16 protein-coding genes are annotated in these 14,789 nt (G+C 44.9%); 1 reads left to right on the top strand and 15 read right to left on the bottom strand.

What is annotated here, in order from left to right; genetic code table 11:
• Positions 1 to 185 precede the first annotated feature (185 nt).
• From LIQ05_RS04020 to LIQ05_RS04010, 3 genes are all read right to left on the bottom strand, one after another.
• Positions 186 to 716: a EutP/PduV family microcompartment system protein gene (locus LIQ05_RS04020; protein ID WP_226818816.1), complete on the bottom strand. Its 531-nt coding sequence runs from the start codon at positions 714 to 716 to the stop codon at positions 186 to 188.
• 125 nt (positions 717 to 841) lie between these two features.
• Positions 842 to 1,270: a BMC domain-containing protein gene (locus LIQ05_RS04015; protein ID WP_226818814.1), complete on the bottom strand. Its 429-nt coding sequence runs from the start codon at positions 1,268 to 1,270 to the stop codon at positions 842 to 844.
• An 11-nt stretch (positions 1,271 to 1,281) separates the two neighbouring features.
• Complete coding sequence (locus tag LIQ05_RS04010) at positions 1,282 to 1,647, bottom strand: BMC domain-containing protein (protein WP_118578382.1); 366 nt, start codon at positions 1,645 to 1,647, stop codon at positions 1,282 to 1,284.
• Positions 1,648 to 1,921: 274 nt separating this feature from the next.
• Here LIQ05_RS04010 and LIQ05_RS04005 point away from each other — a divergent pair, with 274 nt between their 5' ends.
• The gene (locus LIQ05_RS04005) at positions 1,922 to 3,289 is read left to right on the top strand and encodes an MATE family efflux transporter (RefSeq protein WP_226818812.1); all 1,368 of its coding nucleotides are present in this window, start codon (positions 1,922 to 1,924) and stop codon (positions 3,287 to 3,289) included.
• A gap of 165 nt (positions 3,290 to 3,454) precedes the next feature.
• Here LIQ05_RS04005 and LIQ05_RS04000 read toward each other — a convergent pair whose 3' ends face one another.
• The 12 genes from LIQ05_RS04000 to LIQ05_RS03945 form a co-directional block, all read right to left on the bottom strand.
• Positions 3,455 to 4,426: a M14 family zinc carboxypeptidase gene (locus LIQ05_RS04000; RefSeq protein ID WP_226818810.1), complete on the bottom strand. Its 972-nt coding sequence runs from the start codon at positions 4,424 to 4,426 to the stop codon at positions 3,455 to 3,457.
• A gap of 130 nt (positions 4,427 to 4,556) precedes the next feature.
• Complete coding sequence (locus LIQ05_RS03995; RefSeq protein WP_226818808.1) at positions 4,557 to 6,752, bottom strand: hypothetical protein; 2,196 nt, start codon at positions 6,750 to 6,752, stop codon at positions 4,557 to 4,559.
• 263 nt (positions 6,753 to 7,015) lie between these two features.
• Positions 7,016 to 8,266 (bottom strand): glutamate-5-semialdehyde dehydrogenase, encoded by a 1,251-nt coding sequence (locus LIQ05_RS03990; protein WP_226818806.1) that lies wholly within the window; start codon positions 8,264 to 8,266, stop codon positions 7,016 to 7,018.
• Positions 8,263 to 8,826: a 5-formyltetrahydrofolate cyclo-ligase gene (locus LIQ05_RS03985; RefSeq protein ID WP_226818804.1), complete on the bottom strand. Its 564-nt coding sequence runs from the start codon at positions 8,824 to 8,826 to the stop codon at positions 8,263 to 8,265. The genes LIQ05_RS03990 and LIQ05_RS03985 overlap by 4 nt, the downstream gene beginning before the upstream one ends.
• Entirely contained in the window at positions 8,804 to 9,025 is a 222-nt protein-coding gene (locus LIQ05_RS03980; RefSeq protein ID WP_226818802.1) for a DUF896 domain-containing protein, read from the bottom strand. Before LIQ05_RS03980 ends, LIQ05_RS03985 begins: the two co-directional genes overlap by 23 nt.
• A gap of 51 nt (positions 9,026 to 9,076) precedes the next feature.
• A complete protein-coding gene (gene proB / locus LIQ05_RS03975) occupies positions 9,077 to 9,934 on the bottom strand; it encodes a glutamate 5-kinase (protein WP_226818800.1) in 858 nt (285 codons plus the stop codon).
• Positions 9,935 to 10,258: 324 nt separating this feature from the next.
• Positions 10,259 to 11,275: a DUF3048 domain-containing protein gene (locus LIQ05_RS03970; protein WP_226818797.1), complete on the bottom strand. Its 1,017-nt coding sequence runs from the start codon at positions 11,273 to 11,275 to the stop codon at positions 10,259 to 10,261.
• Between the two features lie 30 nt (positions 11,276 to 11,305).
• Positions 11,306 to 11,470, bottom strand: a complete 165-nt coding sequence (locus LIQ05_RS03965) for a hypothetical protein (protein ID WP_226818795.1) — start codon at positions 11,468 to 11,470, stop codon at positions 11,306 to 11,308.
• On the bottom strand, positions 11,448 to 11,942 hold the full coding sequence (ybeY, locus tag LIQ05_RS03960; protein WP_226818924.1) for an rRNA maturation RNase YbeY: 495 nt from the start codon (positions 11,940 to 11,942) through the stop codon (positions 11,448 to 11,450). Before ybeY ends, LIQ05_RS03965 begins: the two co-directional genes overlap by 23 nt.
• Positions 11,943 to 12,075: 133 nt before the next feature.
• Positions 12,076 to 13,098: a PhoH family protein gene (locus tag LIQ05_RS03955; RefSeq protein WP_226818793.1), complete on the bottom strand. Its 1,023-nt coding sequence runs from the start codon at positions 13,096 to 13,098 to the stop codon at positions 12,076 to 12,078.
• 70 nt (positions 13,099 to 13,168) lie between these two features.
• On the bottom strand, positions 13,169 to 14,359 hold the full coding sequence (locus tag LIQ05_RS03950) for a sporulation protein YqfD (protein WP_226818791.1): 1,191 nt from the start codon (positions 14,357 to 14,359) through the stop codon (positions 13,169 to 13,171).
• Positions 14,360 to 14,393: 34 nt separating this feature from the next.
• Entirely contained in the window at positions 14,394 to 14,729 is a 336-nt protein-coding gene (locus tag LIQ05_RS03945; RefSeq protein ID WP_226818790.1) for a YabP/YqfC family sporulation protein, read from the bottom strand.
• Positions 14,730 to 14,789: the final 60 nt, after the last annotated feature.

The following is a 14,789-nucleotide window of genomic DNA, read 5'->3' as shown; positions in this document are numbered from 1 at the left end:
ACAAAAAGGCCGGATAAGAAACAGGCATCTCAGCCTGTCATCTTATCCAGCCATTGTTTCCGTCGAACAATAAACCCTCCGATGAATCTACTAAACTATACTATATTTAAAATTCTCCGTCAAGCCCTAATTAAAGCCCGTGATTACTGGTTACGGAGTAAACAGTAACCGCCCGTGCATCTGCCTCAGGCAATATCCTCGGGGTAGCTCACACCCTCCGGAAGAGGATCCCACTCGTTTAAGCCAAGATTCTGTTTGAATTTCGCCTGCTCCAAAGTCAGCTTCGGGGTATCCTCTGCCAGATATTCCATTAACTCATCAATTCCCTCTCTAGTCACATTATTCACCATAAAAATGCGCTCGCAGCCTGCATTGATCAGCCACTGGCGCACCATGGGAATGTTGGCGTAAGGGGAATCAATCTTGGTAATGATTCCGATCAGCGGGCGCAGGATAAAGGAACGGCAGCTTGCCCCAAATAGATTAAAGGGCTCATCTGCCGCCTGTACAATTGCTACCACATCTGCCTCAAAGGAAAAGCAGGCAAGTCCTACACTGAATCTTTTTGACTCTGCATACTCCCCCGGAGAGTCAATGGTATCGTCATTGGAATTGGTATATTGTGTTTTTATATAATGAAGCTCCTCGCCTTTTAGTGCCTGCGTCAGTGAGGTCTTGCCGGCCTCACTTCTTCCCATCAAAAAAATTTTCTTCATTGAATTGCATTTCCCCTGTTTTCAATAAACCTTACTTGTAAATATACAGTAGTGCAGTATTTTTACGTTTTCATATCATAATATCGTATCCATAAGCTGCTGTTCCTGCAGCCACAAGGTATCTGTCAGCTTTTGTGGACCTCACATGTTTTAAAGCCTAACTCTCTGTTAAAAAAATGTACAACCTCTTCCACAGCAGTCTGTACTTGGGACAATCCCCCTGTTATAATAAGAGAACCACAAAAACGATCCATAAATCCGATCTGTACATCAGCACTCTTCATGGCAACATCAGCAGCTACCACAACTGCTTCCCATGGTGTGAAACGGATCAGTCCAATAGATTCTCCTGTGTGGTCCTCTCCCTCATGCACTCCAATATGCAGTCCCAGGTTCTCATAAATACAGGATTGGGAAGGACTGATCACATGGGCCAGGCAAACCTCCTTCCCCGGTACACGCACACGGGTCATACGAAGCTTCTTCCCCTTCAGATGTTCATAATCATCATGGAACAGCATTTCCAGCAGCTCTTCCTTCGTTATTCGCTCCATGCTCCTACTTCCTATCGTTTCGTAATATTGCAGACTACATATCCAAGAGAATCGCGGAAATAATTAACGATTTCTGTCATGGCTGACATTACATCAGAAATCTCCCCTGTGATGATGAGCGTACCTGTAAAGCGGTCTGCAAATCCAAGATATACGTTACCGCTCTTTACAGCAATGTCAGATGCAATCACAGCAGATTCCGGCGGTGTCATATTCATAATTCCAATCGCAGAGGAACGATAATCCAGCTGCGGGTTCAGTCCAAGTTTCTGATAAATGATCGGTGCAGGACCACCCATTACGTGAGCAAAGGTAATCTCCTTACCTGCTACCGTTTCCTGCACGATTCTGATCTGCTCTCCATGTTCATTTGCCATTTATGTCAGTGCCTCTCTTTCGAAAAAAATATCTTCACGTTTATATTTGATTTTACCATCTATATGATCAAATAGCAAGCAAAACCAACAAAACAGTCAAAATTCCTAACCAAAGGAAGAAAAAAGTTGTGGTTTTTTGGATGTTGTCATTAAAAAAATAATAGTGACAGATACCTGTGAGTGTGGTAAAATAACTCTCGCTTCGATAAATACATTTATATAGAAGGATTTTATGTACCATTTTGGTATGTTTAGAAAAAAGAAAGGGGTTTTTATGGAAAAAGATATGACCAAGGGCCGGCCGTTGCCAGTGATCCTGAAATTTATCCTTCCTCTTATTATAGGAAATATTTTTCAGCAGCTGTATAACATGGCTGACACCATTATTGTAGGCCGTTATGTCGGATCTGATGCACTTGCAGCCGTAGGTTCTACAGGAACCATTATGTTTCTGATCGTGGGATTTGCACAGGGAATCACCGCCGGTTTCTCTGTTCTTACAGCCCAGCGTTTCGGTGCCAAGGACAACGAAGGCGTAAAGTCCAGCGTAGCAAACGGGATTCTTCTTTCCCTGATTTTTACAGTTTTGCTCAGTGCCTTAAGTATGTTGAGCATGCATACCCTGTTAAAGCTAATGAATACGCCGGATAATATTTTCCAGGATGCATATACCTATATTATGATCATCAGTGCAGGATTAGGAGCTACTATTTTCTACAATCTGTTCTCCTCCTATCTCCGTGCAGTGGGAAACAGCAAAATTCCACTTGTGTTCCTGGTATTTTCCGCTGCGCTGAATGTTATTCTTGACCTGGTATTGATCATCAATGTAAAAATGGGAGTTGCCGGAGCTGCTTATGCCACTGTTATCTCACAGGGCGTTTCCGCGATCCTGTGTCTAATCTACATATACATCCGTATTCCATCCCTTGCCCCGAACAGACGGCACTGGAAGCTTCACGGACAGGAGAGCCGCAATCAGCTGGCGGTTGGAATCCCAATGGCTCTTCAGTTTGCCATCACAGCTTCCGGAACTATGATCATGCAGGCTGCCATCAATCTGTTTGGCTCTGATGCGGTTGCTTCGTTTACAGCTGCCAGCAAGCTTCAGAACCTGGTAACCCAGGGAATGATGGCCATGGGACAGACCATGGCCACCTACAGTGGTCAGAACTTTGGCAAAGGTGATATCGGACGGATACGTCAGGGGGTAAAAGCGGCACTTGGTACCTGCGTTGTCTATGCCCTTGTCGCAGCTGTGCTCGTCTGTCTTTTACTGAAACCGGCTCTGGGGCTTTTCTTTACCGGAGGCGTGGATATGAACAGCATGCTTCCCTGGGCCAAAACCTACATTTATATGAGTGTCATCTTCTATATTCCGCTTAGCAGCATCTTTGTATTCCGCAATACCATGCAAGGCTGTGGATACGGTTTCCTGCCTATGATGGGCGGCGTGGCAGAGCTGATCGCCCGCCTGGTAGTGGCACTGATTTCCATGGCGGTCGGAAGCTACGCACTTGCATGCTTCTGCGATCCGGCCGCATGGCTTGCTGCTGCAATCTTTACTGGTGTTTCTTATCTCTTTGTTATGAAGGATATAAGAAAGAAGTACGAAAATCCAGCTATGGCTTCCATGAAATAGCATTTTTCAAACACAACGAACCAGACAGGTCCAAATACGCTCTGCCAGTTTTGCTCATTATCATGGCAGACGCCAAGATCTCATGCAGCCTTGAACTTTGGCTTATTACCAGCGAAAAACAGAGATGTCAGAATACAGTCTGGCATCTCTGTCTTATTATCTGCTTTAATTATCTAATGAAAAAATATACTCTAATGGAAGTAAATGGATTTCCTCATATATGGTCTTCTTGCTCTCTTCCCCCACACTGCCTCCTGGTGCCGGCACTTTAATGCGAAAAGCTGGCTGTTTTATAGTCTGAATATAGTATTGCTCCGGTGTACCCATTCCCTTAAATTTCTGGTTGGACGATTCTGCCATCTGCTCTTTTTCCAGATGATAAGAGGATGACTTCTGCATATGCCGCGCCAGGCGGTAAGACTTTGGCAAACATCCGATTCCTTGCTGACTATGATAATAAATAATCTCTCTTCCTGACTGCCCAAAGGATAAAAAGCCTCTGCCACCGTATTCCTGAATGATCCGGATCAACGCCTTCGTCTCGTTCTCACTGGCAGGTTCTTCTCCCATCCGCGAACGGATATAATGGATCGTTGGAAAATTGTGTGCAAGATCCATACCTCTTGCATTATATCCAAAATCCTTGTCAGGAATGCTCTGCATGCGAAGCATCTGCCTGTAAATAGGATTTCTTATGGTTCCAAAACCATTCCTGCAGATTTCATAGCCATCCGGGTTTAAAAGGGGAATCATGCAGACTCTTATTTTATCCAGAAGCTTTCGCACTTCATAAAATTCTTCCAATTGCCATCTGCATTCGTAAGCCCTGCAATATTCTCCCGCCATTTTTAGAAGAAGCTCGGGCAAAAGTGCCTGGGTTCCGTTGATCCCTGCCACACAGAAAATCAGCTGTGCTCCTGTTCCGATTTCCAGCATAGGGATCATTCTGTCATCATGGCTGTTTCCAATCACCCGGAACTGACAAAAGCTACTGTACCTGCTCGCCATTTCCCATAGGGAATAATATATTTTTTCATATGAAGGTACTGTTTCTGCGCTTGGCTCTGTTTTTCTATGTATCGTTTTTTTTCTATATTCTGCTTTTTCTTCTGCGGCATTCTTCGTTTCTGACAACATATTTTACCTCCTGCAGCGGAGGAAAAACTCAGACAGTATTGCATTTCAAGTACCAGCCTGTCCCCCGCCGCCAATATCATTATATGCAAAAAGGCAGGTCCTAAGACCTGCCTTGCGTACATTTCACTTTTTAGATTCCTTTTTTTCTCTTTCTAACGATTACATAACCGCCAGCTACAAGGGAAAGACTTGCGAGCATCATCATGGTCGCGATCGGGGAGTTATCTGCGGTTCTTGCATTGGTTGCAGAAGAAGATCCTGTATCGCTGTCGCTGCCATCGTGATTCTCTGCATCATCACCGGTGCCGTCTCCTGTACCATCACCAGTACCGTCTGGGCTATATCCGCCAGTACCATCAGTTGCAGCCGGTGTAATGGTGCCAGCTGGAGTTACAGTGAAGTCGATTGTTTTGGACTTGAACTCTGTTGGAAGAGCTTCCTTCACGCCAGTTGCTTCCCACTCAGTTCCGTTGTAAATGTATTTCTGGAAGAAGATATACATCTTAAATGTCTTCGCCTGCTTGATCCCATTTACGTTACCGATAGACCAGCTCTTCTGATAACCAGTGTCAATGTTCTTTGCAGACATGCTCCAGCCGTATGGAATCCACTTGGTGTCTCCCTTAACCGGGCTTGTATTATCTGTTCCGGCACCTGTTACCTTGAAGTTATACATAGTCTTCGGATAGAAAGCCAGCGGCTTCTCCAATCCAGTAACTTTACTCTCACTGACAGATGGATTGATGGTAGCACGAGTAGTTGGGGTTGGTGTAGTAGGAGTCTCAGTAGGAGGTGTAGCCTTCGCCTTTAAGGTAAGTACCAACGGCTCGGCTGCAGCTAATCCATTGCCATCCTCTCCATAAACAACAACCTTGATTGGAGTATCATAAGCAACTCCACTAATGGAAATGGAAACCGGACCTGTAATATATCCAGAATCACTGTTATCCTTCTTTACTTCTTCAAAACTTGGTGTGGAATCAGATTTCTTCATCCAAGTAACATAATATTTACCGCCTGTACCTGCATCATTTGCGTGGAAACTAAGGTCAATGGTATGCTCATAAGCCTTATTCCATGAAATTCCATCTGCAACCAGTTCCATAGAGCTGGTTGGCTCGGAAATCTCCTCTAATTTACCAGTTGATGTATTAATAGTATATGTGGAATCCAGATAGTGAACATACGTTAAAACGTTCTCAATTGTGGTGTCTGCTCCATCACCAATAGCAACTAATGTCTTGCCAGCAGCTGCATCTGCTCTTCTTACCTGAAGATTAGCTCCCTCTGTAAGAACACCTGCTGCGCGGATATAAGCGCCGTCTCCATTTAACACAATACTGTTATCATTAACTGCATCATCTTTATTGTCGTTTACTACTACAGAACCAGATACATAAATAACGCCTGTACTGTAAATGGCTCCGCCTGTAGTTTCTTCATAAGACTGGTTCTTGGTAATAGTACCACCGCCAAGTACAATGCTTCCGCCATCGTTATAAATCGCAGATCCAGCTGCATTTGTGCGGTTGCCTGTCAGGGTAACTCCATCATTTATTCCAAAATATCCGGAAGCCATTTTTACAATAGAGCCTTCTGCATCACCTTCATCTGGTGCACCATTTACCGTAAGATTTAATACCGTATCTCCATTCTTGCCTGTTCCAAACTGGAAGGAAGTATTCTCACCAGTTACCTGAAACATATCGCCTTTAAAGCCAGAAGCACGTGTTATTGTAGTGTTATCTTCTGCGGCTGCAATAGAGATGTTTTTATTCTGATCAATTACAACAGGCTTACTGATTTCAATGGAACCAGTGATCAGAATCTGAGTTAAAGTACCATCCTTGCCAATATCAACCGGCGCACTTGCAATGGCTTCCTCTAAAGAAGCATACTCCGTCTGAGTGCCATCCTCTGCCTGGATATAAATCTTTCCAGTAGAATTCTCCTCAGCCTGAACTGCAATCTCAGTCTCTGTATCTGTCATCTCTTCTGTATCACCGCTTCCAAATCCATCGTCAGAAATTTCAGCTGTATCCTCAGCAGCTGGTGTGTCTGCTGGCTCCTGTGTAGGCTCAGCAGCCGGTGTATCTGCCGGAATGTCTGCTGCTGGTTCATCTGCTGTGGTATCCGATGGAGCCTCTGTGGTATCCCCAGCTGGTTCTGCCGCTGTCTCTTCGCTCTCCTCTGACTCTGCGGCTACTGCTACAGTATCATCTATAGTCATGGTCTGGGCCTCTTCTGCAAATGCCACTGTAGCCGGTGACATTCCGGTCACAATGGTTCCAGCCATAATCAATGCCAAAAGTTGCTTTTTCTTCATTTTAAAAAGACCTCCTTATATATGAGTCCCCCGTATTAAGTATTCCATGTTACCTGAAGTAGTAACGTTACTGTTCACTCCGTTCACAGCAACGCGCTTCGCGATGCACAGAAATCATGCTTTGCATGATTTCGCGCCGCAATTCTCAGGTTTTTCGTGAGCTTTGCCCACAAAAAGCACCTCGCGGAACATTACCTGCGAACAGTAACGTAGTAACATCAACATCTAGTCCAGTATAGCACATTTCGATTAAAAAATCAAACCTATGGACGAATCTGTCCATTTCCATATATGATAAATTTTGTGGAAGTAAGTGCCAAAAGTCCCATAGGTCCACGGGCATGAAGCTTCTGGGTGCTAATGCCGATTTCTGCCCCAAATCCAAACTCAAACCCATCTGTAAAACGGGTTGAGGCATTTACATATACTGCTGCCGCGTCTACCTCATCCAGAAATTTCTGTGCGTTATTATAATCTTTGGTAATGATTGCCTCAGAATGACCGGTATTATAGCGGTTAATGTGACGGATTGCCTCGTCCACGCCGCCCACAACCTTAATGGAAAGAATGTAATCCAGATATTCGGTTCCCCAGTCTTCCTCCGTTGCCGGCACCGCATCCGGAATCAGAGCTTTGGCTTCCTCGTCAGCACGCATTTCCACATTCCTGGTGCGAAGCCGCCTGGCAAGAACCGGAAGGAAGGCATCTTTTACCTTCTCATGCACCAGAAGAGATTCACAGGCATTGCAGACACCCACTCTCTGTGTCTTGGCATTCATCACAATGTCTGCTGCCATCTGAAGATCTGCACTCTCGTCTACGTAAATGTGGCAATTTCCAGTACCAGTTTCGATGACCGGAATGGTGCTGTTATTCACAACTGTACTGATAAGTCCTCTGCCGCCTCTTGGGATCAGTACATCCACATACTCATTCATTTTTATGAACTCACCGGCTGTTTCCCTGGAGGTATCTGTGATCAGCTGAATGGCATTACTGGTAATCCCATTCTCTTCCAAAGTTCTGCGGATGCAGTCCACAATGGCCGTATTGGAGTGAATAGCATCACTTCCGCCTTTTAAGATCACCACATTACCTGTTTTAAAACAAAGGGCAAAAGCGTCAGCTGTCACATTTGGACGCGCTTCATAAATAATTCCGATCACTCCAAGAGGCACTCTTTTCTGACCGATCAGAAGCCCATTTGGACGCTTCTTCATGCCGATCACTTCCCCAATGGGATCCTCCAGAGATGCTACCTGGCGAAGTCCCTCCGCCATTCCCTCAATTCTGGCTTCCGTCAGCATCAGACGGTCCACAAGTCCTTCTGGCATCTGATTCTCCCGGCCATTTTTTACATCAATGGCATTGGCCTCAAGAAGCTCTCTGGAATTTGCAATGAGACTGTCTGCAACGGCTTCTAAGACCTGATTCTTCTTGGCGGTATCCAGGTTACGAAGAACTATTTCTGCTTCTTTGGCATTCCTGCCAAGAGTTTCCAGCATTTCATTCATAGTACGTCCTCCTTCCGGTAAATCTTACTCTGTGTCACAATGATCTGAGGACAAATGTCCGTGGGTTCTGTAGGAACCTTTTCCAGAATCTGAAAATCAAAAGCTGCTGCTACTCTCAGAATATCCGGATGCCTTTCCAGAAAACGGTCATAAAAACCGCCGCCGTAACCCACCCTGTTATTCTCAGGATCAAAGGCTACTCCAGGCATGACCATAAGTGCATCGTCCCACTCTGTGATCTCACCTCTTACCGGCTCTGGAATTCCGAAATACCCAGGCTCTAACTGGGAAAAATCAGTAAGTCTGTAAAAGACCATATCTTTTCCCACAACCTTGGGTACGGCAACTTCTTTCCCAGCTCTCCAGGCTTCCCCGATCACATATCTTGTGATCACTTCGTGATTGTAATCTGCATAAGCCATAATCCGCCTGGCAGCTGTAAACTCAGGAAGGCCGATGATATTTTCTGTTACCTGACGGCTCCATTGGTCAATCTGCCTATCGCTGCACTGCTTCCTGGCGGCAAATATCTGCTTTCTAATGAGTCTTTTTTCTTCCATATCTTTCTCCAAGATTTACGATCGTTCCATCAGCTTCTTTCACATCAATGTTATCCAGCTGGTTTCTAAGGTTCATCTTGATGGTAGCAATATATTCCTTGCGAAGCTCTGCCTGCTCCTTTTTCTCTTCTTCTGTAAGACCTACACTCTGTGCCTTGTGGTGAAGGGTGTTAATGCGGTCGATTTTTGTGCTGTCCATTATCATACTCCTCCTGTAAATATTCTGTGTAATTTTAATTTTATCTGTACTCTATAATAATTTTTCGATATAGTCGATCAGGAAAAACTCTTCCTCTTTCTTTCCCACAAACAGGGTGCCACAGGCTTCTCCTTCCACAATACGGTGAATATTGTGAAAATCACCGCCATTTGCAATTACCATATCAGTGCCCGCTGCAGTGGCAATTCTGGCTGCAGTAAGCTTGGTCGCCATACCGCCGGTACCTACCTTGCTTCCTGTAGAACCTTTTCCCATGTCAAGCAGTTTCTCATCCAGCGTTTCCACCGTATCAATAAATCTGGCATCCGGATTGGTATTGGGATCATCTGTAAAAAGTCCGTCAATATCAGACATCAGGATCAGAAGATCTGCGCCGATCAGTGCCGCAACTACTGCGGAAAGAGTATCGTTATCTCCGAATTTCTCCAGGGACTGCAGCTCATAAGTGGAAATAGAGTCATTTTCATTTACAATAGGGATTACCCCCATAGATAAAAGCTCATTAAAGGTATTCTCTGCGTTCTTACGGTTGGCATTGTTTACCATGGTATTCTTGGTCATCAGGATCTGGCCTGCCATCTGGTTATACTCTCCAAACAGTTTCTGATAGATCATCATCAGTCTGGCCTGCCCAACTGCTGCACAGGCCTGCTTCTGGCGGGACTCCTGGGGCTTTTCTTTAAAGCCAAGGGCTGCTGCCCCTACTGCGATGGCTCCTGAGGATACCAGAACCACGTCCTTTCCCTGATTTCGAAGATCTCCCAGCTCTCTTACCAGAATTTCAAGCTTCCGAAGATTCAGCTTGCCCGTCTGGGCATGGGTAAGAGAAGAGCTTCCGATCTTGATTACAATACGTTTTTTATCTTTAAGTCTTCCACGATCATTCATTTTATCCGTCAACTCCGTTATTATATTTCAGCTTCCTATCTTACATCATTTTTATCCATTCGTCCATGGTTTCTAAGAAAACACTGTCTAATTTCAGAAAAATTTCACATTTTAAAGCGCAAAACTATTTCCCATGGCTCCCATGCACAAAGATTTTGCTAACGAACCAAAACACGTTCCACGAATTTGACTTGTTGCTCGTGTAAATTCAAAAAGAGAACGCCAAATTTCCTAGCGTTCCCCCTTATTCTATAATGTCATCTGCTGACATCACATCTGTTTAAATTTATGCAGTAAAAACCGACGCAAGGTACTTTTTTCCCATTACTGTATGGACACCGAGTCCACAGAATCATTCAAAACAATCTCTACCCATGTTTTTCCAGGATTCAGCCGGATCTCTTCCCCACTTGCGCTGTCATAGTAATGGGTTGTTCCCCACTGGGAATCCTTGGTCCACTTAATGTCAATGGCCTTGCCTTTGGTAATGTATTTACCCTCGCCGCCGGACTGGGTATCAATGTTCAGATATCCATTGGGATCATAAGGCTCATAATTAGAATACTGTAAGATAATATTCTCACAAGTCAGCTGATTGCCCGTATTCTGGTCGATATGAGGTGCACCAAACTGGAAGCGGCTGTATTCCCCAGTTTCTGCATTATATTCAAACCATGGATGATTGTAGGCAAAATTGTCCAGCTTTACTACACCTGCAGAAATTCCGTTATCCAAAGTGGTCTGGGTTCCATCTGCTGCAAACTGGAAATGTCCATTGTAATTTTCCTTGTACTCCTGGCTGTATCCAAGGCTCTGGATACCAGCCTGAAGATGGGAAAAATCGGTGTAGGCATTGTGTGGTGCCACCCGGTCGGTGGTACGGTAGTACGCGTTTCCAAGGGTAAGACCGTTCAGATTGTCGATCAGATGCTGGTCTAGGTACTGCAATGCATAGACAGCCTGTCCATAATGGGAATAGATGGCATCATACTCATTTGCATAAAACAGGAAATAATCACGACAGCTTCTTACAGATCCGATCCGTGGGAGATTGTCATAGTCCTCAATGATCGCCATCAGACGGGTGATGCTTCCCTCTACAGGTGCTTCATAGATCACCCCGGCATTCTCCGTTCCGCTCTGTGGGGCACCGTCTGCATCATTTCCCAGCATAACTGCTATAGGCCTTCTTCTGCCAACGCTCTGGGATACATCTTCACCTGTCAGGTAGCTCTTAACGGTAGTCTCCTGATTCTCCTCTGCCTGTACCATAACTGCAGATCCTGCAAGTGTACAGGAAAGCAGTACGCCTGTGAGAAGCTTAAATAATTTTCTCTTCATGTCACATCCTCCTTATGCCTTATATTCATCTTATACATTGAAAATCACTGTTCTCCTCATAGACACCTTCCCGTCCCATCTGCAAATTGTAATCTGCCAGCTGGTAAGAGCATCTATAATCAGGGAAGCAATGTCCTCTTCCATGATAAGATCAAGCACGAAAAAGCATAGATCAACGGGTAATTCCAAGCTCATCCAAAGCCTTCGCCTGACGGGCTTCCATATCCTTAGCCTCCTCCGGCGTCATATGGTCATAGCCCAGAAGATGAAGCATGCTGTGTGCAACCAGGAAACAGAATTCCCTTTTCACACTGTGTCCGTATTCCTCTGCCTGGGCTGCGGCCCGCTCTGCTGAAATCATAATATCTCCCAGAAGCAGTTCCCCACTGTCAAGATCAAAGCAGGACTCATCATCCTCTGCTACAGAATAGTCTGCCGGTGTCTCGAATGGCAGCATGGGAAAAGAAAGCACATCAGTGGCTCTCTCGATTCCGCGAAATTCTGTATTTACCCGTTTAATCTCTTCATTATCTGTGAGCACCAGATTCACCTGTGCATCCCAGGGACAATTCTCCATGTCAAGCACCCTCTCTGCAACCATCTTTGCAAGTGCCGGACAGTCAAGTCCCAGGTCAAAATCAGTCTCACATTCATATTCGATTGTCACCAAAATTTCTTCCTCCCAATCGTTACTATTTATTTTACTCTTTTGTCTGAATTTTTCTGTAAAATCTATTTTTCAGCGTAAGCTGTGCAGAAACTATAAATTGTTTCTTGCTGCCAAAAGCTTAAGTGGCAGTTTACGAATGGCTTGTCCTGCGTGTGGCCCGCTTCTGTGTCTTCTCCTGGGCCTTCGCTTCTTCTTTCTCAAAGGCTTTTACAATGTCCTTCACGATCTTGCAACGGACAACGTCCCGGTTGGTTAGGGAAATGGTTGCAATGTCATCCACATTTTTCAAAATAGAAGCACATTTCTGAAGTCCGGAATCGGTCTCTTTCGAAAGGTCAATCTGGGTTACATCACCTGTCAGGATCATCTTGGAACCAGTACCAATACGGGTAAGCGCCATTTTCAAAATGGGAAGTGTAGCATTCTGGCTCTCATCAATAATGATCATGCTGTTATTCAGGGTACGTCCCCGCATATATGCAAGAGGCGCTACTTCAATGATTCCACGCTCCCGAAGCTTCGCTGCCTGGTCCGGTCCAAAAACGTCGTTTAATGCGTCATAAAGAGGCTTAAGATAAGGATCCACCTTCTCCTGCAGATCTCCCGGAAGAAAGCCAAGCTTCTCACCAGCCTCAATAGCAGGACGGCTTAAGATGATCCTCTCAATCTCGTCATTCCGGTACAGCTCAGCGGCATAGGCCACGGCCAGATAGGTTTTGCCGGTACCGGCAGGTCCAATACAGATGGTTACGGTATTATTCTTCAGTGCATTAATGTAATTCTTCTGTCCGATTGTTTTGGTGCGGATGGGGATATTCTTATAATTCAGGGTAACGGCATCCCCAAGCACCTTACGGGTGCTGCCTGCAATGTCCTCTTCCCTGTCATCCTCTTCCTCTGTCTCGTCTAAAAAGCGATGGATCATATCCACGGAAAGCTGCTGCTGTTTTCCAAGAGCTTCCTGCATGGCTTCTATGATATTCACAGCCGAACGGATCCTTACATCATTTGTCCCGCTAACGGTAATGCAGGAATTTCTCTGGGTAATGGATACGCCAAGGCGGTTCTCGATCACCTTGATCAGCTTATCATTGATGCCAAAAAGCTCCTGTAAAATATCTAATGAGTCAATCTCTATATTCGCGGATTTCAAAAAAATGCTCCTCCTTGTGTTTCTTCAAAAGTATATCTGGTTAAAAGTATACCACTCTAAAGATAGGTTTTCAACTTTTATAAAAAAAGTGTTTTTTTCCGCAGGCTTCCTCTACAGTTAAGGTGCCTTTTGTGATGCAGCTTGTGCCGTCTATGGTGATCGATATATCAGAATCCACAATCTGTATTTCGCGCACCAGCAGCTGTTTTTCGTACCGTTTGAACTGTGCGGCAGCTTTATTTTCCGCCTGTTTTTTAGTATAAACTGCTTTTTGAACCTTATAAGGTGTCCGCGTGATCTTTCCAAAGGAAAGGGGAAGGACAAAATTCTCTGTGATTTTCCAGGGAAATTCTTCTACAGAAGTGAAATATCTGTTTTTTTCCGAAGTATCTGCACCCAGGATCCAATTTCCAGCATGAAGGTACCAGCTGGTTTTGGGGCTGCCGTCCGTAAGCTTTTTTTCGTAGGACAGGGAAAATTCCTGGTAATAGGCAATCTGGTGGCGCACATAGATATCCGCATCAGCAGGAACGTATTCTGTACGGACAAGCTCCTGGCTGTCATTTAGGATTGGCACTTTGCCGGACACCAGAATATCACCCTGTTTACAAATATCTCCCGTTTTTACCATAGGAATGCCATTTCTGATAACCATATTTACAATTTTGCCATCCAGATCAGATACCAGGTCACAGGGGGATTCTGACTTCGGGAAATCTTCTGTCAGCGCTTCTTCCTGGATGGTAAGGAGAAGCCGGGTGCCCTGGACTCTGGCAGAGACAAAGGTAATGTCCGGATAATTTTGCCGAAGAAGAGTCGCAATCTGGGAGCAGTTTACCTTATTGCGGCTGATCCCGTGGATAATTCCCTGCTGGTCCAGAAATTCCAGAAGCTGTGGGGTGGAATTTTTTACGTTTCCATCAATGTGAATGTTCCAGATGTGTCCGGAGAGCCAGAATAACAGGGCAGCGCAAAGAAGGATGCCTGTGAGGAAGCACTTGCGTCTTCTGCTTTTGTACAGTAAAAATGGCAGACCTCTTTTTTTAAGGATGTGAATGCGGACTCTGGTTTTTCTATGTATGGGGATGAGTTTTCGGAAATCATTTATGGAGATATAAGCCGTTATGTTTTGTTCCGATTGAAGACATATCTTTTCCAAAGGGATTTCTCTGGCATGGCAGAGATTTAAGAAGCGTTCCAACTGGTCTCCGGAGACGCTGATCTTTAAGAAACCGTGAAGGAATTTTTCAGGGGCATTCATTCTGCGCCGCCTCCTTTTATATTTCATGAAGCATTTATCTGCACTCCAGCATCACAGCCATAATTTTCCCCGTCACTTCCATCTCCAGGGAAGTGTAGCTGGAGATTTCCAGATTTTTCCCTTGAAGGATTACGCGTCCCTGGCAGGTAGCTACGATCAGCTGCTCACTGGTATAAGACAGAATACTTTTATAATTTTCAAGCATCACCTGCGCCGGACCAGTGATGGTAATGATCGGTGCTTTATGCGCCAGGTCACCGGGGAGTTCCATAGCTGTCAAAAAACGTTCTGAAATAGAGTAGCCAGAAGCTTTGCCTGTCTTAGAGCTTCTTTCCGGGACATGTTCTTTGCGAAATATATTTACAGACATAAAGAAAACCTCCCGGTCTTTATCTCTAGCTTATGCAGGAGGTTTTCTTTTCATTCTTGA

Source organism: Blautia glucerasea, assembly GCF_020537505.1.
GTDB lineage: Bacteria > Bacillota > Clostridia > Lachnospirales > Lachnospiraceae > Blautia_A.
Note: the sequence above shows the minus strand (reverse complement) of the source record. Positions and strands in the feature narration are given on the sequence as shown.